General features: G+C 58.8%; 21 protein-coding genes. 10 read left to right on the forward strand and 11 right to left on the reverse strand.

Annotated elements, in window-relative coordinates; genetic code table 11:
* Nucleotides 1-32: 32 nt before the first annotated feature.
* The 7 genes from ED661_RS01660 to ED661_RS01690 all read left to right on the forward strand — a co-directional run bounded on the left by ED661_RS01660 (nt 33) and on the right by ED661_RS01690 (nt 7,417).
* Nucleotides 33-1,511: an ABC transporter substrate-binding protein gene (locus ED661_RS01660; protein WP_122072209.1), complete on the forward strand. Its 1,479-nt coding sequence runs from the start codon at nt 33-35 to the stop codon at nt 1,509-1,511.
* 69 nt (nt 1,512-1,580) lie between these two features.
* Nucleotides 1,581-1,997: a cupin domain-containing protein gene (locus ED661_RS01665; protein ID WP_122072210.1), complete on the forward strand. Its 417-nt coding sequence runs from the start codon at nt 1,581-1,583 to the stop codon at nt 1,995-1,997.
* 5 nt (nt 1,998-2,002) lie between these two features.
* Nucleotides 2,003-2,950: an ABC transporter permease gene (locus ED661_RS01670; protein WP_122072211.1), complete on the forward strand. Its 948-nt coding sequence runs from the start codon at nt 2,003-2,005 to the stop codon at nt 2,948-2,950.
* 127 nt (nt 2,951-3,077) lie between these two features.
* Nucleotides 3,078-3,890 carry an ABC transporter permease gene (locus tag ED661_RS01675; RefSeq protein ID WP_122072212.1) on the forward strand — a complete coding sequence of 271 codons (813 nt, stop codon included), beginning with the start codon at nt 3,078-3,080 and terminating at the stop codon, nt 3,888-3,890.
* Nucleotides 3,890-5,482 (forward strand): ABC transporter ATP-binding protein, encoded by a 1,593-nt coding sequence (locus ED661_RS01680; protein WP_122072213.1) that lies wholly within the window; start codon nt 3,890-3,892, stop codon nt 5,480-5,482. The genes ED661_RS01675 and ED661_RS01680 overlap by 1 nt, the downstream gene beginning before the upstream one ends.
* Nucleotides 5,482-5,952, forward strand: coding sequence for a GNAT family N-acetyltransferase (locus tag ED661_RS01685; protein WP_371412382.1), 471 nt, complete (start codon nt 5,482-5,484; stop codon nt 5,950-5,952). Before ED661_RS01680 ends, ED661_RS01685 begins: the two co-directional genes overlap by 1 nt.
* Nucleotides 5,945-7,417 carry an aldehyde dehydrogenase family protein gene (locus tag ED661_RS01690; RefSeq protein WP_174214155.1) on the forward strand — a complete coding sequence of 491 codons (1,473 nt, stop codon included), beginning with the start codon at nt 5,945-5,947 and terminating at the stop codon, nt 7,415-7,417. Before ED661_RS01685 ends, ED661_RS01690 begins: the two co-directional genes overlap by 8 nt.
* Nucleotides 7,418-7,623: 206 nt before the next feature.
* Here the strand turns inward: ED661_RS01690 and pncB are convergent, their stop codons facing one another.
* The 3 genes from pncB to pncA form a co-directional block, all read right to left on the reverse strand.
* Complete coding sequence (pncB, locus tag ED661_RS01695; RefSeq protein ID WP_122072214.1) at nt 7,624-8,913, reverse strand: nicotinate phosphoribosyltransferase; 1,290 nt, start codon at nt 8,911-8,913, stop codon at nt 7,624-7,626.
* A 139-nt stretch (nt 8,914-9,052) separates the two neighbouring features.
* Nucleotides 9,053-11,182 carry an ATP-binding protein gene (locus tag ED661_RS01700; RefSeq protein ID WP_254054733.1) on the reverse strand — a complete coding sequence of 710 codons (2,130 nt, stop codon included), beginning with the start codon at nt 11,180-11,182 and terminating at the stop codon, nt 9,053-9,055.
* Between the two features lie 246 nt (nt 11,183-11,428).
* The gene (pncA, locus tag ED661_RS01705) at nt 11,429-12,028 is read right to left on the reverse strand and encodes a bifunctional nicotinamidase/pyrazinamidase (protein ID WP_122072271.1); all 600 of its coding nucleotides are present in this window, start codon (nt 12,026-12,028) and stop codon (nt 11,429-11,431) included.
* A gap of 193 nt (nt 12,029-12,221) precedes the next feature.
* Here pncA and ED661_RS01710 point away from each other — a divergent pair, with 193 nt between their 5' ends.
* Both ED661_RS01710 and ED661_RS01715 read left to right on the forward strand, forming a co-directional pair.
* Complete coding sequence (locus tag ED661_RS01710) at nt 12,222-13,133, forward strand: rhodanese-related sulfurtransferase (RefSeq protein ID WP_122072216.1); 912 nt, start codon at nt 12,222-12,224, stop codon at nt 13,131-13,133.
* A gap of 299 nt (nt 13,134-13,432) precedes the next feature.
* The gene (locus ED661_RS01715; protein ID WP_254054734.1) at nt 13,433-14,389 is read left to right on the forward strand and encodes a PAS domain S-box protein; all 957 of its coding nucleotides are present in this window, start codon (nt 13,433-13,435) and stop codon (nt 14,387-14,389) included.
* 22 nt (nt 14,390-14,411) lie between these two features.
* Here ED661_RS01715 and ED661_RS01720 read toward each other — a convergent pair whose 3' ends face one another.
* From ED661_RS01720 to lipA, 8 genes are all read right to left on the reverse strand, one after another.
* On the reverse strand, nt 14,412-14,840 hold the full coding sequence (locus ED661_RS01720) for a helix-turn-helix domain-containing protein (RefSeq protein ID WP_122072217.1): 429 nt from the start codon (nt 14,838-14,840) through the stop codon (nt 14,412-14,414).
* 1 nt (nt 14,841) lies between these two features.
* Nucleotides 14,842-17,139: a cation-translocating P-type ATPase gene (locus ED661_RS01725; RefSeq protein ID WP_122072218.1), complete on the reverse strand. Its 2,298-nt coding sequence runs from the start codon at nt 17,137-17,139 to the stop codon at nt 14,842-14,844.
* A 170-nt stretch (nt 17,140-17,309) separates the two neighbouring features.
* Nucleotides 17,310-18,329: a helix-turn-helix domain-containing protein gene (locus ED661_RS01730; RefSeq protein WP_162929997.1), complete on the reverse strand. Its 1,020-nt coding sequence runs from the start codon at nt 18,327-18,329 to the stop codon at nt 17,310-17,312.
* A gap of 118 nt (nt 18,330-18,447) precedes the next feature.
* Complete coding sequence (gene gcvP, locus ED661_RS01735; RefSeq protein WP_122072220.1) at nt 18,448-21,306, reverse strand: aminomethyl-transferring glycine dehydrogenase; 2,859 nt, start codon at nt 21,304-21,306, stop codon at nt 18,448-18,450.
* 111 nt (nt 21,307-21,417) lie between these two features.
* The gene (gcvH, locus tag ED661_RS01740) at nt 21,418-21,783 is read right to left on the reverse strand and encodes a glycine cleavage system protein GcvH (protein WP_122072221.1); all 366 of its coding nucleotides are present in this window, start codon (nt 21,781-21,783) and stop codon (nt 21,418-21,420) included.
* A 32-nt stretch (nt 21,784-21,815) separates the two neighbouring features.
* The gene (gcvT, locus tag ED661_RS01745) at nt 21,816-22,913 is read right to left on the reverse strand and encodes a glycine cleavage system aminomethyltransferase GcvT (protein ID WP_122072222.1); all 1,098 of its coding nucleotides are present in this window, start codon (nt 22,911-22,913) and stop codon (nt 21,816-21,818) included.
* A 65-nt stretch (nt 22,914-22,978) separates the two neighbouring features.
* Nucleotides 22,979-24,397: a sodium:alanine symporter family protein gene (locus tag ED661_RS01750; protein ID WP_122072223.1), complete on the reverse strand. Its 1,419-nt coding sequence runs from the start codon at nt 24,395-24,397 to the stop codon at nt 22,979-22,981.
* Between the two features lie 25 nt (nt 24,398-24,422).
* Nucleotides 24,423-25,367 carry a lipoyl synthase gene (gene lipA / locus ED661_RS01755; RefSeq protein ID WP_122072224.1) on the reverse strand — a complete coding sequence of 315 codons (945 nt, stop codon included), beginning with the start codon at nt 25,365-25,367 and terminating at the stop codon, nt 24,423-24,425.
* Between the two features lie 281 nt (nt 25,368-25,648).
* Here lipA and ED661_RS01760 point away from each other — a divergent pair, with 281 nt between their 5' ends.
* The gene (locus tag ED661_RS01760; RefSeq protein ID WP_122072225.1) at nt 25,649-26,263 is read left to right on the forward strand and encodes a helix-turn-helix domain-containing protein; all 615 of its coding nucleotides are present in this window, start codon (nt 25,649-25,651) and stop codon (nt 26,261-26,263) included.
* Nucleotides 26,264-26,266 lie beyond the last annotated feature (3 nt).

Consider the following 26,266-nt stretch of genomic DNA (forward strand, 5'->3'; position numbering starts at 1 on the left):
CAGGGGATCCACAGCAACAAGGGAATTGAGAAATGACATTCAGATCAATCATCTTTGCCGCCAGTTCAACGCTGGCTTTGATGGCCGGTACCGCCTTTGCCAAGGATACCGTCACCATCGGGTTGCAGCTGGAGCCGCCCCATCTTGATCCCACCAGCGCCGCCGCCGGCGCGATTGACCAGGTTCTTTACTCCAATGTTTTTGAAGGTCTGACTCGGTTTATGGGCGATGGATCCGTGGTACCGGGCCTGGCCAAAAGCTGGGATATCTCCGAAGACGGGCTGTCTTATACCTTCCATCTGAACGCAGGTGTTACCTTCCACGATGGCACCAGCATGGATGCCGATGACGTGAAATTCTCGCTGGACCGCGCCCGTGCCGAGGACAGCACCAATGCGCAAAAGGCACTTTATGCGGATATCGCCAGCGTCGAGGTCATTGACCCTGCTACTGTCAAACTCACCCTGAGCAAGCCAAACGGCAATATGCTGTTCAACCTCGCCTGGGGCGATGCAGTCATTGTGGCGCCCGAAAGCATCGATGACATCAAGACCACCCCCGTGGGCACCGGAGCCTTTAAGTTCTCAGGCTGGGTACAGGGCGACCGCATCACCCTGGAGAAGAATCCCGATTACTGGGGCACACCCGCAGTGCTGAACAGCGCCACGTTTAAATTCATCTCAGACCCAACGGCTGCCTTTGCTGCAGTGATGGCCGAGGATGTGGATGCCTTCTCCGGCTTCCCGGCGCCGGAAAACCTGCCGCAGTTTGATGCCGATCCGCGCTTTCAGGTGCTGGTGGGCTCGACCGAGGGGGAAACCATCTTGTCGACCAACAACAAACAGGCCCCCTTTGATGATGTGCGCGTACGTGAGGCCCTGGCCCATGCCATTGACCGTCAGGCCATCATTGATGGCGCCATGTTTGGCTATGGCACCCCGATTGGCACCCATTTTGCACCGCATAACCCGGCCTACAAGGACCTGACAGGTGGATCTGCCTATGATCCTGAGCGTGCCAAGGCCCTGCTGGCCGAGGCCGGCCTCGCGGATGGTTTTGAAACCACCCTGCACCTGCCGCCCCCCTCTTATGCGCGGCGCGGTGGCGAGATCATCGCCGCCCAGCTGGCCCAGGTTGGCATCAAGGCCGAGATCATCAATGTGGAATGGGCCCAGTGGCTGGAAACCGTGTTCCGCGGCAAAGACTTTGGCCTGACCATCGTCAGCCATACCGAGCCCATGGACATCGGCATCTATGCCCGTCCCGACTATTACTTCCAGTATGACAACGCCGGTTTCCAGGAACTGATGACCAAGCTAAACGGCACCACAGATCCCGATATGCGTATGGCGATGATGCAGCAGGCTCAGGAAACCATCGCGAAGGATTATGTGAACGGCTACCTGTTCCAGCTGGCCTCGCTCGGCGTCGCCAAGGCCGATCTGCAGGGTCTCTGGGCCAATGCGCCGACCCAAGCCACCGACCTGACCGCCGTCAGCTGGGCTGAGTAAGCCATCAAAGAAATCGCCGGGCGCAAAGCTATGCGCCCGGCAGATTGACCTCTTTTCAGGACAGATGCGATGATTGATCTCTATCCAGCGGGCAGCCGCCCCAGCCGCAAAGCCCCGGACCAGTGGTTCACCGGCGAGGTCTGGATGGATCCGATCATCAGCGCCCCTGCGCCTGCGCGTATCAATGCTCTGCGTGTCAGCTTTGCCCCCGGTGCCCGCACCGCCTGGCATACCCACCCACTGGGGCAGACACTGAATATCCTCAGCGGGCTGGGCCTGGTTGGGCTACGCGATGAAGCCCCCCGCGAAATGCGCCCCGGCGATACCATCTGGATCCCGCCCGGGATGGAACATTGGCACGGCGCCGCGCCCGAAACCGCCATGGTACATCTGGCCCTGCAGGAAGAACAGGATGGCTCTGCCGCCAACTGGCTGGAACATGTCACTGACGCAGACTATCTGCGCAGCACAGACAACAGCGCCTAAAACAAATGCTGCGCTATGCCCTGAAACGCGGATTGTCGCTGCTGGTCAGCCTCGCCGTTGCCTCACTTGTCATCTTCTTTGTGATCGAAATCGCACCAGGCGATCCCGCTTCCTTCATGCTTGGGATCAATGCCGAACCCGATACCGTTGCTGCCCTGCGTACTGAGCTGGGGTTGGATCAGGGCAAGCTGCAGCGCTACCTCGCCTGGGTGGGCGGGATGCTGCGGGGGGATTTTGGCATGTCCTATACCTATCGCACCCCCGTTGTCGGCATGATTGCCGACCGTATGTGGGTCTCGCTGCCTCTGGCGCTTTATGCGCTGACGCTGTCGACGCTGATCGCCTTTCCGGCTGGCATCTATGCCGCCGCGCGGCGCGGAAAGGCCGGCGATATGGCGGTGATGGGGGCAACCCAGCTGGGTGTTGCGGTGCCCAATTTCTGGTTTGCCATGATCCTGGTGCTGATCTTTGCCATCAACCTGCGCTGGTTTGGCGCTGGTGGCTTTGCCGGCTGGGACAAGGGGGTTGGCGCTGCCCTGCATTCACTGACCCTGCCCGCCATTGCCCTGGCCCTGCCGCAGGCGGCCATTCTGGCCCGGGTCATGCGCTCCGCCCTGCTGGATATCTTAGGCGAAGACTTCATGCGCACCGCCCGCGCCAAGGGTCTGACCCGTCGGCAAGCACTGTGGCGCCATGGGCTGCGCAATGCGATGATCCCGGTGCTGACCATAATTGGACTGCAGTTTTCGTTCCTGCTGGCCGGAGCCATCATCATCGAGCAGGTTTTTTTCCTGCCCGGCTTGGGGCGGCTGGTGTTTCAGGCCATTTCCTCGCGCGATCTGATTGTGGTGGAATCAGTGGTGATGATCCTGGTCTTTGCGGTGATCACGGTGAACTTTCTGGTCGATCTGGCCTATGCGCTGGTCGATCCCCGGCTGAGGAGCCGCACATGAGACTGGTTAATCGATACGCCATTGGTCCGGCCAAGCCGGACTGCGCCCGCCCCTCCCCACGGGAGGGCGCTTTGCACCCACCCAGGGTCAGGCGCAGTCCTAGCGTCCAATCAGCAAAGGCACATCCATGACCCGCAATCTCATCCTCGGTTCAGCGCTGTCCTCATTGGTGGTTCTGGCGGCGCTTGTCTCCTTCATCTGGACGCCCTTTGATCACACCGCGATGGATATCCCCGCCAAGCTGCAACAGCCCAATGGCAATCATTGGCTGGGCACCGATCACTTTGGCCGTGATATCTTCTCGATGATAATGGTCGGCGCACGCACCTCGATTGCGGTGGCTTTGGTGGCTGTAGGCATTGGTATGGGGCTGGGCGTGCCGCTGGGGCTGGCGGCGGCCGCCAATAAGGGCAGCTGGCTGGACGAGATCATCATGCGGGCCAATGATCTGGTATTTGCCTTTCCATCCCTGGTGATTGCCATCCTGATCACCGCCATCTTTGGTGCGGGCGCCATAAACGCCATTGCCGCCATCGGCATCTTCAACATTCCCGTTTTTGCACGCATTACCCGTGGCGCCGCCCTGTCGCTCTGGGAGCGCGAGTTCATCCTGGCCGCACGGGTCGCTGGCAAGGGCGCGGCGCGTATTTCCGCCGAGCACATCCTGCCCAATATCGCCAACCTGCTGATCGTGCAGGGCACCATCCAGTTCTCGCTGGGTATCCTGGCCGAGGCAGGCCTGTCCTATGTTGGCCTGGGCGCCCAGCCCCCCACCCCCAGCTGGGGGAGGATGCTGGCCGATGCCCAGACCATGGTCAGCTTTGCCCCGCACCTTGCCCTAATCCCCGGCTCTGCCATTGTGATCACCGTACTGGGGCTCAACCTGATGGGCGACGGGCTGCGCGATTGGCTCGACCCCAAACTGAGGCTGGCGCGCTGATGACCCTGCTTGATATCACCAATCTCTCGCTCCGGATCGGCCCGATGGAGATCCTCAAAGAGGTCTCTTTATCGGTTGAGGCCGGTGAGATTGTCGCCATCACCGGCGAGAGCGGCTCTGGCAAATCAATGACGGCCTTTTCCGTCATGGGGCTGCTGCCGGACACTGCCGAAGCCTCGGGCGAAATCACCCTGTCTGGAACCAACCTGCTGGAGCAGAGCGAAACCCAGATGTGCGGCTTGCGCGGCCAAAGCATCGGCATGGTGTTTCAGGAACCAATGACAGCCCTGAACCCGGTCAAAACCATCGGTGATCAGGTGATGGAGACCATTCTGATCCACAAGGCCATGCCTGTTGATCAAGCCCGCGCCCGCGCGCGTGAGCTGCTGGATCGTGTCGGCCTGCCTGCTGATCGCTTCCCCCTTGGCCGCTTCCCGCATGAGCTCTCGGGCGGGCAACGCCAGCGGGTGGTGATCGCCATGGCCATTGCCCTGCGCCCAAAACTGCTGATTGCGGATGAGCCCACCACAGCGCTGGATGTCACCACCCAGGCGCAGATCCTGGAGCTGCTGCGCGATCTGGTGCGTGAGTTTGACATGGGGTTGATGATCATCACCCATGACCTGGCAGTCGTCGCCGATCTTGCCGACCGCATCGTGGTCATGCGCCATGGGGAAGTGGTGGAATCAGGCTCTACGCAGGGGCTTTTACGCGCTATGCAGCATCCCTACACCAAGATGTTGTTTGCTGCCTCCAACCATCAGGTAACCCTGCCGGAGCCCCCCCCTCCACAGCCCCTGCTCAAGGTCAAAGGTGCTGTGCGGGACTATGCCCTGCCGCGAGACAGCCTCTTTGCCAAGCCTGGGCATTTTCGCGCGGTAAAAGATGTCTCTTTTACACTCTACCGGGGGGAACGACTGGGCTTGGTGGGCGAGTCCGGATGTGGGAAATCGACCCTAACACGAGCTATTTTGGGTCTAGAACCGCTTCAAAACGGTGAAATCCACCTGGACGGGATGCAGATCACCACTGCACAAAACCCTAAAATCCGCCGCCGCATGCAGGTGGTGTTTCAGGACCCCTTTGGCAGCTTCAACCCGCGCCACCGGGTCGAGCGATTGATCACCGAACCCTTTTACACCCTCTCCGATCCGCCCAAGGGTTCTGCGCGCAGCGATCTTATTGCGGAAACCCTGCGCGCCGTTGGGTTGCAGCCCGAAGACGCCCAGAAATACGTGCATCAGTTCTCGGGAGGGCAGCGCCAACGGATCGCTATCGCCCGCGCCCTAATCACCCGGCCAGAACTGATCCTGTTTGATGAAGCGGTCTCGGCGCTGGATGTCTCGGTGCGGGCGCAGATCCTGGACCTGCTGGCAGAACTCTGCACGGCCTATGGGCTCAGCTATCTGTTCATCAGTCACGATCTAAGCGTGGTGCGCACCATCACCGACCGATGCCTGGTGATGCAGAAAGGCGAGATCGTCGAGGCCGCCCCAACCGAAGAGATCTTTGCCAGCCCCAAACATCCCTATACCCGCGCCTTGATCGCAGCGGCACCGCAGCTGCCCGACCTCAATCAAGGGGCGGCCTGATGGTCGCGCTCTCTCTAATCCTGCCACGCCAGCAGACCATCTTTGCCTCGGTGCTGGCGCCCTATTTCCACGAGGTTGCGCCAGCGGCACAGATTGATCCGGTCAAACGCGCTAAGCAGATGCTGAACCGCAGGGATGTGACCGCCTTTTGGATTCATCAAGACGCGGCCCGCATCGGCTTTGCCCTGGTGCTGAACCTGCCGGATGACCGGCGCGAGCTCTCGGAGTTTCTGATCCTACCGCAGTATCGCCGTCAGGGATTGGGACAAGAGGCCGCCAGCCTGATCCTGCAGGAATTCCCCGGGCGCTGGCGCATGGGCATTTCCAAACAATCGCCGCAGGCCGCTGCCTTCTGGGGCACCTGTCTCAGCCTGGTGCCCGGCCTCAGCGCCTTGCAAACCGGCGCGCCGTTTACCGAACATCAGACCAAAAGCTACACATTCGATATTGCAGGACCCGATAATGCCTAACTCACAAATTTCTGACGCAAATCCAATTTGGTTCGACCCCACTCTCTGCCTGATCGGCGGTGCCTGGCAGCCCGCCTCCTCTGCCGAAACCTTGACGTTGGTAGATCCCTCAGATGGTGCAGAGCTGTGCCAGATCGCTCGGGGCGGGGCCGCCGATATCGACGCCGCTGTAAAGGCCGCCGAGACTGCACTGGCTGGAGATTGGGGCCGGATGACCGCACTGGAGCGTGGCCGCATTCTGACCCGCATTGGTCAGCTGGTACTGGAACGGATAGAGGAGCTGGCCGCACTGGAGGTTCGCGATGTTGGCAAGCCCCTGACCCAGGCGCGTGCCGATGCTATTGCGCTGGCGCGGTACTGCGAATTCTACGGCGGCGCCGCTGATAAGGTACATGGTGAGACCATACCCTATCTGGATGGCTACACGGTCTATACCCTGCGTGAACCCCATGGCGTCACCGGCCATATCGTGCCCTGGAACTATCCGATGCAGATCATTGGCCGCTCGGTTGGGGCTGCGCTGACCATGGGCAATGCCTGCGTGCTCAAACCCGCCGAGGAAGCCTGCCTGACAGCGCTGGCTTTTGCCCATATCGCCCAGGAAGCCGGGCTGCCTGCCGGGGCGCTCAATGTGGTGCCGGGGATAGGTGCCGAGGCCGGCGCGGCGCTGACCGCACACAGCGGCGTGCATCACATCTCCTTCACTGGATCGGTGGCCACGGGTGCGCTGGTGCAGCAGGCCGCTGGAAAGAACGTGGTGCCAGTAACATTGGAGCTGGGAGGTAAGTCACCTCAGCTGGTCTTTGACGATGCCGATCTGGACGCAGCTCTGCCCTTTCTGGTCAATGCCGGCATTCAGAACGCCGGTCAGACCTGCTCTGCCTCTTCTCGTATTCTGGTGCAACGCGGGGTCTATGAAACCGTGAAATCACGCATGGCAGAAGCCTATGAAGCCCTGACCGTTGGCCCCGCAATCCAGGACCACCGACTGGGACCCCTGATTTCAAACCGACAGAAAGAAATTGTCGAAGGTTTCCTGGAAAAAGGGGCAGATCTGCAAATCGTGGCCCAGGGTCATATTGTCGAAGGCGCCCCAGCAACAGGCGCCTATGTACAGCCCAGGCTATTTTCAGATGTGCCCGCAAATCATGCACTGGCGCAGGAGGAAATTTTTGGCCCGGTTCAGGTCTTGATCCCCTTTGACACCGAAGAAGAGGCCTTAAAAATTGCCAATGCCACCGCCTTTGGTCTGGTCGCCAGCGTCTGGACCCGCGATGGAGCCCGGCAGATGCGGCTGGCCAAGAGCCTCCGCGCAGGGCAAGTATTTCTGAACAACTACGGTGCCGGTGGCGGTGTGGAACTGCCCTTTGGAGGAGTTGGGAAATCCGGCCATGGTCGCGAAAAGGGGTTTGAGGCTCTTTATGGGTTTTCGCAACTCAAGACTGTGGCCGCGCATCACGGCTGAGATCATAGAGAGGGGGCGCTGCCCCCGGCCTCGCAGAGGCCTCCCCCGGGATATTTACAGCCAAATGAAAAGCTGCCCCCAAACAGGGCCGTTCTCAAATGTGTCCTGAAGGGCAGGACAAGACCCCCCATTCACCTTCTTCAAATATTCCCGCCGGAGGCATCACCGCGTGCAAACGCGGTGAACACCCCGCCCAGACTGAACGTCTAGACGACGACCTCGATGGGTTCCTGATCACCAACCCCAAAGACGCGTTTGTAACGGGTTATTTCTGACCTCGGCCCCATCGCTTTTTCAGGGTTATCCGACAGCTTCACCGTTGGTTTTCCATTGGCCGAGATCGCCTTGCAGACCAGCGAGAAGGGGGCCAACCTATCGTCTGGCACCAGCCCACGAAAATCATTCGTCAGCAGGGTTCCCCAACCAAAGGAGACTTTGGTACGCGCCGCAAATTGCCCCTGCAGTTCGGCGATTTTAGCAACGTCCAACCCGTCCGAGAAAATCACCCGCTTGTTCTGCGGATCTTCGCCGCGCTCCTGCCACCATTTGATCGCAACCTCGGCCCCCGCGGCTGGGTCGCCACTGTCGATACGAATCCCGGTCCAGCCCGCCAGCCAATCCGGCGCGTGATCGAGAAAACCCTGAGTACCATAGGTGTCGGGCAGAATGATTCGCAGGTTGCCCTCGTGTTCATCATGCCAATCCGACAGCACCTCATAGGGCGCCTGCGCCAGCGCCGTGTCATCCGCCGCCAGGGCCGAATAGACCATCGGCAGCTCATGGGCATTGGTGCCGATCGCTTCCACCTCGCGGCGCATGGCAATCAGGCAGTTGGAGGTCCCGGTGAATTTGCTTCCCAGCCCTTCGCGCATCGCCTGTACGCACCAATCCTGCCAGAGGAAACCATGGCGTCGGCGGGTGCCAAAATCGGCGATGCTGAGACCATCAATATCACGCAGCTGTTCAATTTTTTCCCAGACCCGTGTCATGGCACGGGCATAGAGTACCTGTAATTCAAACCGCCCCATGTCGTTCAAGACCGCGCGCGAGCGCAGCTCCATCAGCACCGCCAGGGCGGAAATCTCCCAGAGCATTACCTCGTGCCACTTGCCTTCAAAGGTCAGCTCATACTGATCACCGATACGTTCCAGATGATAGGCAGGCAAGCGCAGGTTCTCGAACCACTCCATAAAATCCGGGCGGAACATCTGGCGCTTGCCATAAAAAGTATTACCCCGCAGCCAGGTGCTTTCACCACGCGACAGCGACAAAGAGCGGATATGATCCAGCTGTTCGCGCAGCTCCCCTTCGTCGATCAGATTTGCCAGCGGCACTGTGGTAGACCGGTTGATCAGCGAGAAGGTGACCTCGGTCTCTGGTTTGTTGCGGAACACTGACTGACACATCAGCAGCTTGTAAAAGTCCGTATCAATCAACGACCGGATGATTGGGTCAATCTTCCATTTGTGATTGTAAACGCGGGTTGCGATATCCACCGGCGGCCTCATGCTAGTTGGGTCACAACTTGATAGGACAGGCGGCAGGCCAGAGCAAGACAGCGGCTTTACAGTCAGCCGGGGTAGGTTGATCTGAAAGCCAATAGCCAGCCCGGCGCCCCCCCATCTTTGGGCGTGTTTACCCTGTGAGTTGTACCCGTTGTGGATCAGCAAAGCTGGTCAGAACGTCCAAAAGCTGGCTTCTGGTGATTGGTTTCGTCACAAATTCATTCATGCCAGCGGAGAGGCAGGCCTCGCGGTCGCTGTCAAAGGCATTTGCGGTCAAGGCGATGATCGCCGGCTGCGGCTGCCCCCAGGAGCGAATGATCCGCGTTGCCTCCAAGCCATCCATCACCGGCATGCTAACATCCATCAGGATGATATCCGGGCTGAACAGCTTGGCCTTGTCCACCGCCTCTGCGCCATCATGGGCAAATTCCAACTCCAGCGAGGTATCTTTCAGGAATTTCTGGATCAACAGCCGGTTGACCCGGTTGTCCTCAGCCACCAGAACCCGCAGCCCCGACAACCCGTCTCGCGCCGCGTCTTCCTCGGGCTGCGGAGCGGCGCTGACTTCGGAGGCTTTGGTCAAGGTAAAAGGCAGGCTAAGGGTAAAACAAGATCCCAAGCCTATTTCCGACTGTACAGTGATCCGCCCGCCCATGGTCTCGGCCAGGCGTCGAGAGATGGCCAGCCCGAGTCCGGTGCCACCAAAGCGACGGCTGATAGCGGCATCCGCCTGGGAGAACCGCTCAAAAATGCCGGTGAGCATATCCTTTGGAATGCCGATACCGGTGTCGCTGATCGCACAGTTAAGCATTACACCACCCCCCGCTATGGGCTCTGCTTCCACTGTGACTTTGACCCGACCTTCTTCAGTGAACTTGATCGCATTGCCCACCAAGTTGTTCAGGATTTGACGCAACCGGTGATCATCGCCGTGCAGGTTACGGGGGAGATCAACATCGCGTTCGACCTCCAGGATCAGCCCCTTGGCCTCACCCTGTGTCCGGAGCAATTGAATGGTTTCGTCAATACATCTGTGCAAATCAAAATCGCAGGGGTTCAATGAAATTTGCCCAGCATCAAGTTTGGACAGATCCAGAATATCGTTGATCAGCGCCAGCAAGGTTCTGGCAGAGCTGAGGATCGTATTCGTGTAGAGTTTCTGATCTGTATTCAGATCGGTCTCTTCCAGCAACTGCGTCATACCAATAACCCCATTCATCGGGGTGCGAATTTCATGGCTCATAGTGGCCAGGAAATCTGTTTTGGCGCGCGCACCTTCTTCGGCTTTCCGGCGCGCGTGCTCCAACTGCTGAGCATTGTGCTTGGCCACCGTGATATCCCGTTCGATAGCGATATAGGACATCTCTCCACCCTGATGGCCCAGAATAGGCACCTGATTGGTCTCTATCCAGATATCATGCCCATCCTTATGGCGGTTCAGGATCTCCATTCTAAAGGGCTGCAAATTGCGTCGCCCCTCGACTATCTGTTTCAGGGCCGCCGGACTGGTGTCTGGATGATTCAGTAAATCCCCTGGCTCTCGGCCCAGAATCTCGTCAAAGCGATACCCCGTCAATCGCGTGAAGGCCTCGTTCACCCATTGAACCTTGTTGTTTTCATCAATGAGAAGAACGCTATCATTGGCATGGCGTGCGACCAGCGCCAGTCGCTTAGCCTCGACCTGCTGATTCAATAGCCGCTGATAGGCCCCTTCCAACTCTTGCTGTTGCAGAGCCTGGGTCAGCATGCTGTTGCGGGTGCGCGCAAAACTGCGGTTCACAAACAAAAAATGCCAGGTCAGCGTCCCGCAGAGGATCAAAACACCTGCCAGCTGTAACTGGAAAGTCATATCGCCGTAGTCTCTCTGCCCTGAAAGCAGAATGATGAACGGCGTAATCGCATAAGCGCTCAATCGCGCGATGGCTGCGGGCCGGTGGAAGGGGTAGGTCAAACCAGCATTGATAACCCCGCTTACCAAGAGGCCAACGGTAAAGATCGGCGTCACCTCAATCTGACCGCCGCCCCCAAACAGGGGTTCAACCCAATAGGGGGCTGCGGCCCCTAGGGCGAGGGCAGCCCCGTGCAACAGGGCAGTGACCGTACTGATCTGGCGCAACGGTTTGATAGGTTTTCCAGCACTGGCCTGCTTGCGGGCAAAGCGCATATAGAGCCCGTCAACCAATTCGGCAGAGCAGGTCACCATCAGAGTCACAATACCCGTCAGTGGCGAAACAAATACCCCAAGCACGAGACTGACCATGAGAAGAAAACATGTTCGCGGCCAAAAGATCCTGATTTGGCCACGCAAATAGCGCCGGAACAGCCCATCCTGGCTATACCGGTCGTGATGGTGGGCCAGTGGCCCTACATCAGGACTTTCTCGGCCAGTTCCTCCTTGGGTCGTCATTGGTCGCTGTTGCCTCCACACAATCAGCCAAGCATAGCCAATCCAGTCTTTCAAAATCCCTAAAGTGCAGATCCTACAGCAAAAAGGGTCGCTGGGGGGTTAGTCCTGTTGCAACTGCACGCCAGCCGCCTGCATCTCAGTCAGTGCTTTCTCCAGCGATCCTTGCAGATCGATTCCCCGGCAAGCGGCGAGCTTTACTCTGGTTGCAAAGCCGAGTTTGGCGGCATCCAGCGCCGAATAGGCAACGCAGAAATCGGTGGCCAGCCCGACAAAAGTCAACTCCGACACCCCACGAGAGCGCAGGTATCCCTCCAGACCGGTAGGAGTCTTGTGGTCGTTCTCAAAAAAGCCTGAATAGCTATCAATGGAGGGCCGGAAACCTTTGCGAATAATCAAATCGCCACTCACATCGAGATCGGGATGAAACTCCGCGCCTTTGCTGCCCTGTACGCAGTGATCCGGCCACAGAACCTGGGTACCGTAGCTCATCTCGGTGGTTTCATACGGGGACAGGCCGGGATGCGCGCTGGCAAAGGAGGAATGTGCCGCCGGGTGCCAGTCCTGCGTCAGAATCACGGTCTCAAATTCCCCCAACAAGGCGTTGATCGGGGCCACCACCGCGTCGCCATCGGGAACCGCAAGCGCGCCACCTGGGCAAAAGTCATTCTGCACGTCGATTACGATCAGGGCCTGGGACATTTTCTGCTCCTTCGCTGCACCGATGTATCTGTACCCGCGCAGATCCCAGTTGGAAACCGAAGCCTTGGCGTCGACGTGCTTCCCTAAACAGATGTGGTATGGCTGCAAGCAACCAAGTGCGTCTTTCATCCCAAACAGCCTGCGCATTTGGGTTTCCCTTGAAAAATGCGGCACAGAGTTCTAAGGGCGCATCATGTACAAAATTGCTGCCCTCTATCACTTCACCCGCTTCGCCGATCCCGCCGCCCTCAAACCGGCGCTGCTGGAGCTTTGTCTACAGCATTCAGTGACCGGCTCACTGTTGCTGGCCCATGAAGGTATCAATGGCACCATTGCAGGGCCAGAGGCTGGGATCACAGCCGTTTTGAACCACATTAAGACGCTGCCGGGCTGCACGGATCTGGCCTGGAAAGAGGCCTTTAGTGATCACCCTCCCTTTGGCAAAATCAAGGTCCGCCAGAAAAAAGAGATCGTCACCATGGGGCAGCCCGATGTCGATCCCAAGGCCAGCGTCGGCAACTATGTAGAGCCCGAAGATTGGAACGACCTGATCCGCTCTGACGATGTGGTCGTCATCGACACCCGCAACGATTACGAGGTGCAGATCGGCACCTTTGAGGGCGCAATCGATCCCGAAACCGCCAGCTTCCGCGAATTCCCGGCCTGGTGGCAGGACAACAAGGATCGGTTCCACAACAAGCGTGTTGCCATGTTCTGTACCGGTGGCATCCGCTGCGAGAAATCGACAAACTACCTGCTGGGCCAGGGCGTCGAAGATGTCTATCATCTCAACGGTGGCATTCTGCGCTATCTGGAAGAAATGCCCCCCGAGGAGAGCAGCTGGCAGGGCGAGTGCTTTGTTTTTGATAACCGCGTCTCGGTTGGCCATGGCCTGGTCGAAGGACCACATGAGCTGTGCCACGGTTGCCGTCGTCCCATCCTGCCCAAGGACAAAGAGCTCCCATCGTTTGAAATGGGGGTCTCTTGCTATCAGTGCATTGACGAAACCTCGGAGACGGATAAGGCCCGGTTTCGCGAGCGGCAAAAGCAAATGCGACTGGCCCGCGAACGGGGCGAAGCCCATCACGGCGGACGCAGCGTCTAACCCCGCACAGCCTCAAGTCTTTTCACCACAGCCCCATACAACCATAGATTTCTCATTGTGCATCAATCGCCATTTTTTCATTGCGCCTTAATTCATAATTGGTACATTCTTAAGTCAGAATATTTTAACACGCCCTGCGTAACGAACTGATTTTCATTTTCTTTTGTCACCTTTGCGCGTGATTGAGCTCTCATTTCACTGACAAAATTTCATTGCCTTTTTCTGGGGTCCAGGCGCCTCAGGATCAAAGAGTTTGCCTGGGTGTGAGTAACGAGGTGGAGACGGAAAGACATGAGCGCATGAATGAGACAGTCGTCAACATGAGCCAGGAAACACTGCGGGATGCAGAAACTCTTGTAGAGGCATCAAATGGAATAGCGGTAGGTGGAATTCGCATCCCGGATCTGTTCCGCGATCTGCCCGAAGCGGTGATTGTAGCAGGAGCCGACCATCGCATCACTTGGGTCAACCCAGCCTTTGAAACACTGTTCGGCTATAGCCGAGAAGAGATCACCGGGGAGATTACCAAGGATCTCTATGCTGATCCGGAAAACTACAAGGAGCAGGGTCAAAGCCGCTTCACGCCCACCAGCACCTTGAGCGATCACAATTACGAGATGCGGTATCGGCGCAAATCCGGGAAAGTCATTCTAACCCAGACCACAGGCGGTCCGATCCGTGACACCTCCGGTGAGGTTCTGGGGTATTTCGCCATCATCAAGGACATATCCAAAACCCGGGCGATCGAAGAATTACTGCATAAACTGTTCCACATCACGACCGACCAGGACATGGATCCCGCTGCAAAAGTTCAGTCGATCCTTAAACTTGGTTGCGAACATTTTCAGACCGATTCCGCTCTGGTAAGCTGGGTCCGCGATGACAGCTACACCATACTCTACAGCCACTCAGATCTGGTGGATATTCCGCGTGGAACCAGTTTTCCTCTTGGCGACACATATTGCTCTGAAATGTTGAATGGGGATGGTCCCCTGGCTTGCCACAACGCCAAGCAGTCGCAATTTGCAACCCACCCCTGCTACGATCTCTTCCTGTTGGAAACCTACATTGGTGTGCCCTTGATTGTTAACGGTGTGCTGTTTGGCACTTTGAACTTCACCTCGCCCGAAGCGCGCCATCCGTTTGAGACCGGCGATCTGGAGATGATCAAGCTCTTTGCCGCCTGGGTCGGGCAGCAATTGAACTTTGAGAAAGAAACCAATCAGCTGCCAGCAAAAACCACGACACAGGATTAGAGACAGCGGGCCTGACGATCCATCAGGCGCCGATCTGGTTGTGATCTGTCAGGCATTCACTGTGGTCGCGCAGCACTTCCAGCACCCGGCATTCCGCTACCGAGTGATGGCCGCAGTCGTGGATCATCCGCTGCAACTCGACCTGAAGCGCCTGCAGCCTGGCGATGCGCTCCTCCACCTGTTTCAACTGTCGCTGGGCAATGGAATCCGCATCGGCACAGGATTGCGACGGGTTATCCGCCAGATCCAACAATTCCCGAATGGCCTCCAGCGAAAACCCCAATTGCCGCCCATGACGGACAAATCCCAGCCGATCCAAATCCCCCTGCCCATAGCGCCGTTGCCCTCCCTCAGTGCGCTCAGGCTCTGGCATCAGGCCGATGCTCTCATAGTAGCGGATGGTCTGCACCTTGGTTCCGGTGCGCTTTGCCAGGGTTCCAATGGTCAGCATCTCAGATCTCCTTCCCTTTCAAAAGCCGCAGCGCATTGCCCACCACCAGGAGCGAAACCCCCACATCGGCGGCAATTGCCCCCCACATAGAGGCCAAACCAAAGGCAGTTGCCAGGGCAAATGCAAGTTTGGTCACCAGCGATAGCCCGATATTTTGATGGATCACCGCCATGGTCCGGCGCGAATGTGCGATCAGCCAGGGCAGGCGGCTGATGTCATCGCTCATCAGGGCAATATCTGCAGTTTCAATGGCCGCGTCCGACCCCACTGCCCCCATCACAACAGCAAAATGCGCCCGCGCCATGGCCGGAGCATCATTCACCCCATCACCCATCATCGCCACCATATTGTACCGCTCCGTGAGCCCCTCGATCGCCGCCAGCTTATCCGCAGGCAACAGTCCCGCATGCACCGCATCGATCCCCGTGTCCCGCGCAACGGCGCCCGCCGCTGCCGCATTGTCCCCGGTGAGCATCACCACCTGTTTGACCCCCAGCTGATGCAGGGCGGTGATGGTGTCACACGCGCCCTCTCGCAGCCTGTCGCGCAGAGCGATTAACCCCATGGGACCAGTGGCATCCCCCACCACAACAAGCGTGGCCCCGCTGGCCTCGATCTCAATCATCTGCGCCTCGGGCAGATCCGCGGCAAAGCCCTTTTCCGCCGCAAACCGGGATGAACCAAGCCAGATTTCCCGCTCCCCCAGCCTACCCTCGACCCCGCGCCCCGGCACCGTGCGGCTCTCACTGGCTGCCGCAACAGACAGGCCTTCGTGGGTTGCCTCTGCCAGGATGGCCAAAGCCAGAGGATGCGAGGCCCGTGCCTCTAGCGCGGCTGCCGCCTGCAACAGCTCGGCTATACTGGTGCTGCCCAAGGGGTAGAGCCCGGCAACTTCGGGGCGGCCCTCCGTCAATGTGCCGGTCTTGTCCAGCGCGATGGCCTCCAGTTTGCCCGGTGCCTCAATATAGGCGCCGCCCTTGATCAGCACCCCTGCGCGGGCCGCCGCCGCAAGTGCAGCCACAATCGAGACCGGGGTCGAGATCACCAGGGCACAGGGGCAGGCAATCACCAGCAGCACCAGCGCATTGTAAAACCAAAACCCCCAGTCCCCGCCCGCCAGCAGTGGCAGCAGGCAGGCCAGGGCAATGGCCAGGCCCAGAACTGACGGCGTATAGATGCGGGCGAATTTGCTGACCCATTGTTCCACCGGGGCGCGGCGGGCATGGGCCTCGCCCACCATGCGGGTAATCTTGGCCAGTACCGTGTCGCTGGCCAGTTTTGTTGCCTCCACCGTCAGGCTGCCTTCGCCATTCAGCGTCCCGGCATAGACCTCATCACCGGCTTCCTTGGTGACCAGAGCGCTTTCTCCGGTGATCGGAGCCTGATCCACGGCCCCCGTGCCGGAAATCACCTGCCCATCCATCGGAATGCGATCCCCGCCACGCAGGACAAAGCGCTGGCCGATTTGCACCTCATCGGCGGGCACATCAACCTCGCTGCCATCCGCGCGGATCACCCGCGCTGTTGGCGGCGCCAGATTGAGCAGGCTCGACACCGCAGTGCGCGCCCGCCCCACGCTCCAGGATTCCAGGGTCAGCGAGAGGGCAAAGAAAAACGCCACGGTTGCGGCTTCGAAAAACTCACCCAGCCCCAGCGCTCCCGCAACCGCGACAACCATCAAAAGGTTCATATCAGGTGAGAGATTGCGCACCGCATACCAGGCCTTTGGCAGAACCAACCAAACCCCAAAGATCACCGCGATAAGGAACAACACCAGCTCACCCATGGGCACAGGCAGGTCACCGTGACCGGCAAACAATTGCCCCAGGCCTGCGGCGCCGGAATGGGTGACATGCCAGGCCAGACCACCGCCCCAGAACAGGGCACTGGCGGTGGTAAAGCGCTTTTGCCGGGTGAGATGCACTGCCTGATCGGCCGCGGCACTGGCGGCCTCCCAGGGCTTGGCCTGCATGCCGGTCTTTGCCACCAGATCCTGCAGTTCTTCATCTGAGATCTGTCTGGCCGAAGCCAGCAGCGTCATGCGTCCGTTGAGCACATCAAAACCGAGATGATCCGCCCCCCCTACCGCTGGCCCTAGGACACGGTTGAGGGTTGCGACCTCCTCGGCACAGCACAATCCATTGACGCGAAAACTGCGCCCGGAGCTGAGCTGAACCGCCTCCACGGCGGGACCCACGGCCCCGTTGTTGCAACAGTTCGTAGTCTCACCGGAGTGGACATGGGCTTTGGTATCGGCGGCGTTCAGTTTGGGGGTGCTACAACAGCTATCTTGGGGCATTGGGGCCTCTTGGTTTTCAAAGACCTACCCTAGATAGAACCTCCAGCAACTAGAGGTTCAAGAGGTTTCAGGAATTTCTTTTACCCCTGCTTGCTGCCCGTTGTTCTACCGGACATTTGCCCCACCCTGCCCCAGAACCCGGGACAGCAAAGTTTTAGGATTAGTGGTGGTCACCCGGCCATGGCACGGGCGGATGCCTGCCCTGCCTCGCAATAGGCGCTGCGGCGTACTGCCTGCGGGCTGACGCCCAGCTGTTTGTGAAACCAGCGCGACAGATTTGACCGGGTGCCAAAGCCCGTGGCCGCAACGATCTCATAGACATTCATGCTGGTATGAGTCAGCAGCTGATGCGCACGCTCAATCCGCAACGAGCGGTAGGCCGATTGCGGTCCATTACCGGTACAGTCTCGAAATCTGCGTTGCAGCTTGCGGGTCGACACCCCCTGCTGCCGCGCCAGTTCACATATCGAAATCGGCTCTTCGATATGTTGCTGCATCAGGTGCAGGCTCTTTTCGATCAGATTGTCGCCGCCTGCCTTTTGCAGGATATCCAGCGTTGCTTTGCTTTGAAAACGTGTGTCACCCGCATCCAGCCCAACATATTCGCCCAGGGCATCGGCCATGAACTCACCGTATTGGCGGCCAATCAGATCCAGCAGCAGCCGCGGCGTTGCCAGTGGGCTGATGGCGGAATGCACAGGGTCAGCGAGGTGGTACTGGGTGCCGGAGGCCGCGCTTTGCAGCGTTTCTTCCTCCGCGGCGGCGGCAAAATTGGAATGCACCGCCAGAACATGACCGTCAAACATGCCGGCTTCGCGCGGCAGGAACACCGCCCCCCCAACCAGGATCGGCTGACGGCAACGATGCAGCAGTGTCTGCAACGCGGCCCGGTCACCGGCCTTGACCCGCCAGCGTGCCCGGATGTCGCCCAGAAAGATGCACATGCTGCGCTGCTGACGACCAAGGCTCAGATGATTGAAGTCAGACAGGCGCATGATCGACACGTCATAACGCGCCTCTGGGATCACCTCATTGGCAGAGAGCAGCAGATCCGCAAGGATCTGGCCTGCGCCAGGGGCGGCCTCGTCGGGCAGCAGTATCGCCACCTGATTGACCTCGGTGATCGAAGTTTCGGCCGCAGCAGAGCAGCTCATGGCCTCGGTGTTGGGAACTCGGCTTTGGAACGTCATGTCCGCATCCTCCGATTGTTTGCAGGTGCCCTCAGGGTGAGGGGACGCAGTTTCAAAGGGAAGTTGGTGCCGCCCCGGGGAGAGAGGAGAAAGGGGCGACACCGGTTGGTTGGTTTGATCAGCTCTCGGCGTCGTCCTCATAGTCCGACATCGGCGGGCAGGTGCAGATCAGGTTGCGATCCCCATAGGCGTTATCCACCCGGTTGACCGGCGACCAGTATTTGTCGACACCCAGCGAGCCGGGAGGGAAGCAGGCTGCTTCGCGGCTATAGGGACGGTCCCAATCGCCAACCAGATCACGCACCGTGTGAGGGGCGTTTTTCAGCGGGTTGTTTTCCGCGTCGATCTTGCCGTCAATCACATCCTGCGCCTCACCCCGGATCGACAGCATGGCGTCGCAGAAGCGATCCAGCTCATCCTTGGGTTCGGACTCGGTGGGTTCCACCATCAAAGTGCCGGCCACGGGCCAGGACATGGTTGGCGCGTGGAAACCGGAGTCCACCAGACGCTTGGCCACATCGTCAACGCTGATGCCACCCTCGTCATTCAAAGGACGGGTATCCAGGATGCACTCATGCGCCACACGACCGGTCGAAGAGGTATAGAGGATCGGATAGGCCTCTTTCAGACGCGCCGCGATGTAGTTGGCATTGAGGATCGCAACCTTGGTCGCCTGTGTCAGGCCACTCCCCCCCATCAGCAGGATATAGGCCCAGCTGACTGGCAGGATCGAAGGCGAGCCAAAGGGCGCCGCCGAGACCGGACCTACGGCAGTGCCATACTCAGGGTGACCCGGCAGGTGCTCTTCCAGATGCGCTTTGACACCGATCGGGCCCATGCCGGGGCCACCACCGCCATGCGGAATGCAGAAGGTCTTGTGCAGGTTCAGGTGCGAAACATCGCCGCCAATCTTGCCCGGCTGGGCCAGACCAACCATGGCGTTCATATTGGCCCCATCGATATAGACCTGACCGCCGTGATCATGGGTGATCTGGCAAACCTCCTGCACGGTTTCTTCAAACACACCGTGGGTGGAGGGATAGGTGATCATGCAGGCGGCAAGGTTTGCCGAGTGCTTTTCCGCCTTGGCGCGGAAATCCGCCACATCGATGTTGCCTTCAGCATCGGCAATAACCGGAACAACCTTGTAGCCAACCATCTGCGCCGAAGCCGGGTTGGTACCATGCGCCGAGGTTGGGATCAGGCAGACGTTGCGATGTGCCTCACCGCGCGCGGCGTGGTAGCTGCGGATGGTCAGAAGACCTGCATATTCCCCCTGCGCGCCCGAGTTGGGCTGCTGGGAGATCGCATCATAACCGGTGATCTGGCAAAGCTTGTCGTTCAGATCAGCGATCATGGCGTGATAGCCCTGCGCCTGATCTTCAGGGCAGAAGGGGTGCAGATTGCCAAACTCGGGCCAGGTGACCGGAATCATCTCGACGGTGGCGTTCAGCTTCATGGTGCAGGAGCCCAGCGGGATCATGGCACGGTCCAGCGCCAGATCGCGGTCGGCCAGACGGCGCATGTAGCGGGTGATCTCTGCCTCGGCCCGGTTCTTGTGGAAGATCGGGTGCGTCAGATACTCGCTTTCGCGCAGGGCATGCTCGGGCAGACGGTATTGTTTGTTGGAGCTGTCATCCTTGCGGTCGATGCCAAAGGCGGCCCAGACGGCCTCGATTGTTTCCGCGCGGGTCTGCTCGTCCAGGCTGATGCCAACCTTGGTCTCACCCACTTTGCGCAGGTTGATGCCGCGGGCAACGGCAGCCTCCATCACGGTTTTCTGCAATGGGCCAACGGCAACGGTTATGGTGTCAAAGAAGACATCGGGCTCAACCGTGAAACCGTTTTCTTCCAGACCGGCTGCCAGACGCGAGGTCTTGCGGTGCACCGACTGGGCAATCGCCTTGATGCCATCGGGGCCGTGATAAACCGCATACATCGAGGCCATGACCGCCAGCAGCGCCTGTGCAGTACAGACGTTGGAGTTGGCTTTTTCTCGGCGGATATGCTGCTCGCGGGTTTGCAGGGCCAGACGGTAGGCTTTGTTGCCACGGCTGTCGATGGAGACACCGATGATGCGGCCCGGCATGGCGCGCTTGAGCTTATCCGTGGTCGCCATATAGGCAGCGTGGGGGCCACCATAGCCCATGGGCACACCAAAGCGCTGGGTCGAACCAATGGCAATATCGGCACCCATTTCGCCGGGCGACTTCAGCAGCGCCAGCGACAGGATGTCGGCAGCAACAACGGCGATGCCTTTGTGGTCATGCAGAGCTTTGATCTCATCGGTGAAATCACGCACATGTCCGTAGGTGCCGGGGTACTGGAAGATCGCCCCAAAGACGGCACCGGCCTCCAGCTCATCGGGGTCGGCAACCACAACGTCGATGCCCAGTGGTTCGGCGCGGGTCTTGATTACCGCGATGGTCTGGGCGTGGCAGTTCTGGTCCACAAAGAAGGCGGCGTTATTGGCTTTGGAACGCGCACCGCGATGGGCCATGGCCATAGCTTCGGCGGCGGCGGTGGCCTCGTCCAAAAGCGAGGCATTGGCAATATCCATACCGGTCAGATCGCTGACCATGGTCTGGTAGTTCAACAGGGCTTCGAGACGTCCCTGGGAGATCTCGGGCTGGTAGGGGGTATAGGCGGTGTACCAGGCCGGGTTTTCCAGGATGTTGCGCAGGATGGGCGCAGGCGTCGATGTGCCGTAGTACCCCTGACCAATCAGCGAGGTCAGAACCTTGTTCTGGCCGGCCACTTCTTTCATGTGGAACAGGGCGTCGCGCTCGGTCATGGCCGGGCCCCAGTCCAGCGGATCTTGCTGGCGGATGGCGGCAGGCACGGTGGCGTCGATCAGATCATCAAGGGTCTTGAAGCCAATCACCTTGAGCATCTCAGCCATTTCAGCCGGCGAAGGGCCGATGTGGCGACGGTTGGCAAAGTCATAGGCTTCGTAATCGGTCAGTTTAAAGGCCATCTGCGGCGCTCCTCTGGAGAAGGGGCATCCAACCGGAGCTGTCGGAGCCTCCGGCGGGAATATTTGAAGAAAGATGATGAGCGGGGCCAGAGCAACCGGCCCCGATAAAGATCAGCCGATCAGGGCTTTGTAGCCGTCCAGATCCATCAGATCTTCGAGCTGCGCGGCATCCGCCAGTTTGATCTTGTAGATCCAGGCATCGCCTTCGGGGCTGTCGTTCAGCGCGCCGGGGGTTTCCTCAAGGATCTCATTGACGGCAACAATTTCGCCATCCAGCGGTGCGTAGATTTCCGAGGCTGCCTTGACGGACTCGATGACGCCGATCTCGTCGCCTTTTTCGAACTCGTCGCCTGCTTCTTTCTGCTCGCAAAAGACGATTTCGCCCAGCTGATCAGCGGCGTGCTGCGTGATGCCAACAGTGGCGGTATCGCCTTCAACGGTGATCCATTCGTGCTCTTCGGAATAATAGGTGGTCATCTGAGACTCTCCTCGTGTCTTAGCGTGTTATCTTAGCGTTTGTAGTTCTGGGTCACAAAGGGCAGCGCGACGATTTCCGCCGGCTGGGATTTGCCCCGAATGATCAGGTTGATCTTCTCGCCCGGCTCGCCGTGGCCTGCGGAGACATAGCCCATGGCGACAGGTGCCCCGACAGTTGGTCCAAAGCCGCCTGAGGTGATGGCACCAATGGTGTTGCCCTCGGCGCATTGCACTTCGACACCCTGACGCGCAGGGGCGCGGCCTTCCGGCTTGATGCCGACCAGTTTGCGGGCAGCGCCCTCAGCCAGTTCTTTCTGGATGCGCGCAGCCCCCGGAAAACCGCCTTCTTCCTTGCGGCGTTTCTGCATGGCCCAGGTCAGCGAGGCCTCTACAGGGGAGGTATCGTTGTCGATATCGTTGCCATAGAGGCAGAGACCGGCCTCCAGACGCAGGGAGTCGCGGGCGCCCAGGCCGGCGGGCTCACAATCGTCATGCGCCAGGAAGGCACGGGTGATCTCAACCGCTTTGTCTTCGGGAATGGAGATCTCGTAGCCATCTTCGCCGGTGTAGCCAAGGCGCGACAGGCGGCATTCAACACCCATGATGTCTGCCACCAGAGTTTCCATGAATTTCATGTCACGGGCAGCGGGGCATAGATCACCAACAACGTTTTCCGCCGAAGGGCCCTGAACCGCCACCAGAGCGCGGTCAAAGATCTCGGTGACCTCGACGCCTTCAAGGTGCTTGGCCATATGGGGGATGTCCTGGTGACGCATGGAGGCGTTGACCACGACAAAGAAATGATCACCGGCGTTGGAAACGATCAGGTCATCCATGATGCCGCCGTTTTCATTGGTGAAGAATGTGTAGCGCGCTTTGCCTTCCTTCAGAGTGGTAAAAGCAGAGGGCGCGATTCTTTCCAGCTGAGTGGCGACATCATCGCCTTTCAGGATCACCTGACCCATGTGGGAAACGTCAAACAGACCTGCTTTTTCGCGGCATTGTTTGTGCTCACCCATAATGCCCATGGGGTACTGCACCGGCATTTCCCAGCCAGCAAAATCAACCATCTTGCCGCCGAGTTCGACGTGCAGGTCATAAAGCGGTGTGCGTTTAGGTGCGTCGGTCATCCTGTGCAGCCCTTTATTGGAGATAAAAACGGTGGAGGGCGCGGGGTCGCGCCCTCCGGGTTTGTTTATTCAGCAGCCTTGTAGCCGGGCTCTTCTGATTGGCCGTTGGTTGCAAAGAACTCTTTTGTCACTTTGAAGACAACAGGGCTCAGCAGGGCCAGGGCGATCAGGTTTGGCAGGGCCATCATGGCATTCAGCGTATCCGCCAGCAGCCAGATGAAGCCGAGGTCAGCGGTGGCACCAAAGTAAATAGCTACGATCCACAGCAGACGATAAGGCAACATCACCTTAACACCAAACAGGTATTCCATGCATTTCTCGCCATAGTAGGACCAGCCCAGGATGGTGGTGAAGGCAAAGATCGACAGGGCAACAGCGATGAAGTAACCGCCAAAGCCAGGCAGCGAGGTCTCGAAGGCCAGCGAGGTCAAAGCAGCGCCAGAGATTGCGGAGAAGCCTTCTTTGTCGCCATTGGCCAGGAAGTCAGCCACGGCCACATCCAAAGCGCCAGAGGCAATGATGGCCAGACCAGTGATCGAGCAAACGATAATGGTATCGATAAACGTCCCAAGCATCGCGATCAGACCCTGGTTTACCGGACCTTTGGTCTCAGCAGCAGCGTGCGCGATCGGCGCGGAACCCAGACCGGCTTCGTTCGAGAAGACGCCACGGGCCACACCAAAGCGGATTGCCAACCAAACGGCTGCACCAGCTGCGCCACCTTTGGCCGCCCAGGGTGTAAAGGCATAGGTAAAGACCTGGCCCAGCGCATCCCCAACGGCACCGATGTTCAGCAACAGAACCACAATACCTGCGGTGATGTAGCCAATCGCCATGACTGGCACCAACTTACCTGCAACGTTGCCGATGCGGGTAATGCCACCCAGGATTACCGCAGCGGTCAAGGCCATCAGGGCAACGCCAGAGATCCATGTTGGGATGGAAAAGTTCACTTCCAGAACCTGTGCAACACCGTTGGCTTGTACACCATTGCCGATGCCAAAGGCTGCAACGCCGCCAAAGATCGCAAAAAGCACGCCCAGCCAGGCCCATTTTGAGCCCAGACCGTTTTTGATGTAATACATCGGGCCACCGACGTAGTTACCTTCTTCGTCCTGCTCACGGTATTTCACCGCCAGAACGGCTTCGCAGAATTTGGTCGCCATGCCCACCAATGCGGTCATCCACATCCAGAACAGCGCACCAGGGCCGCCCAGGAAGACGGCGGTGGCAACACCGGCGATGTTACCCGTCCCGATGGTGGCGGACAGCGCCGTCATCAGGGCGTTGAATGGGGTGATCTGGCCTTCGCCAGCGCCTTCGCGGCCTTTGAACATCAGGCCAAAACCCATGCCCAGTTTACGGATCGGCATGACTTTCAGGCCGACCTGCAAGAACAGGCCAACGCCCAGAATGAGAACCAGCATTGGCGGCCCCCAGACGACTCCGTTCACCCATCCTACAAAACTACTTAACGCTTCCATGGTTTCCCTCCCAATGCGTTACGGTTCAAACACTCGCGGCAAGGATGCGATCCCGGCTCTGTTTGAGTGCGGCAAAATCATCGTCTGCGTGGAACGATGAACGCGTCAAGGCCGTGGCCGAGACGCCGAGAAAGCCCTTGTTGCGGGCAATCTGTTCAATCTGTTCAAATTCTTCCGGCGACCAGAAACGGTCAATCGGGTGGTGCTTTGGTGTGGGCTGCAGATATTGGCCAACGGTCAGGAAATCGACATTGGCCGCCCGCAGATCATCCATCACCTGACGCAGGTCGCTCAGAGTTTCCCCCAGCCCTACCATCAGGCCCGACTTGGTAAAAAGCGCTGGGTTGGCGCGCTTGGCATCATCCAGCAGACGCAGCGACGTATAGTAGCGGGCGCCCGGGCGCACCGTAGCATAAAGATGCGGCACCGTCTCTAGGTTGTGATTGAACACATCCGGTGCCGCGTCAAACACGGCCTGCGCTGCGGCGCCTTTGCCCAGAAAATCGGGGGTCAGCACTTCGACGGTGGTTTCAGGGTTCTGGTGGCGCACCGCTCGGATGGTCTGGGCGATATGCTCGGCACCGCCATCTTCCAGGTCATCGCGGTCAACGCTGGTAATCACCACATGGCGCAGGCCCAGTTTCTTTACCGCCTGTGCCACCCGACCGGGCTCAAAGGCATCCAAAGCGTCGGGGCGGCCCGTCATTACATTGCAAAAGGAACAGCCGCGGGTACAGACCTCACCCATGATCATCATGGTGGCGTGGCGTTTGGACCAGCATTCGCCAATGTTCGGGCAAGAGGCCTCTTCGCAGACGGTGGAGAGATCATGATCGCGCATCAGGCGGCGGGTTTCGTAATACTCGGCGCTTTCGATCTTCTTCTTGCGGATCCACTTGGGCTTTCGCGGGACCAGGCTTTCGGGGCGTTTGGCCTTTTCGGGGTGACGCGGGCGCAGCTGAACGGTCATCAGATATTCCCTCCAACGATTGCACCGGCAGACAACACGCCAGCCAATGACTCGCAGCGACAGCCATCAACTGGGGTCACAAGTCTCATCAGAACATGTCTGTGCATCGAAATTCCCTCCTCGATCACAACGCGCCCAATACTGGGGTAATGCGCTGTTACGCTCCGTAATGTTCGTTTAGGAAACTTTTCCCCTTTAATCAACAAAAGATGTTGTGATGAAATTTTGACTGCTGAATACATCAAAGCTAAGGTTCAGTCGCAACAGGAGAAATCGCAAAAATGGAACCGGTTCAGTCAGAAGAAACAGGGCTCGCGCCCGAGTCGATGGAGGCTCCGGACGGTGAAGTTCTGGGCAAAATGATTCGCGACGCGCGTAAGGAAAAGGGCCTGACTCTGGAAGAAGCGGCCAAGGCGGCGGCCATCGGGCGCTCCACTTTGTCCAAGATCGAGAACAACCAGACCCGTCCCAGTTTCGAGATTATTCGCCGCCTTATGCAGACCCTGGAGCTGGAAACGCCGCAATTGTTCGTGCAATCGGCGCAAAGCAGCATTTCGGGGCGACGTGACTACACCCTATCCGGGCGCGGCGAGCATCAGGAAACCAAAACCTACGACCATGAACTCCTGTGTACCGAACTCACCAGCAAGCGCATGCTGCCCTATATCAGCACCATCAAGGCGCGCGATGTCACCGAATATGAAAGCTGGGTACGTCATCGCGGTGAGGAGTTCATGTATGTGATCAGTGGTGATCTGGTGCTCTATACCGAGCACTACCGCCCCCTCAACATGAGTGCCGGTGATTCGGTTTATTACGACAGCGGCATGGGCCACGGCTGCGTCTCCACCAGCGAAGAAGACGCAAAAGTGCTCTGGGTCTCGCTCGAACTCTGACGC

The sequence above is a fragment of the Pseudophaeobacter sp. EL27 genome (genome assembly GCF_900313025.1).
Classification (GTDB): domain Bacteria; phylum Pseudomonadota; class Alphaproteobacteria; order Rhodobacterales; family Rhodobacteraceae; genus Pseudophaeobacter.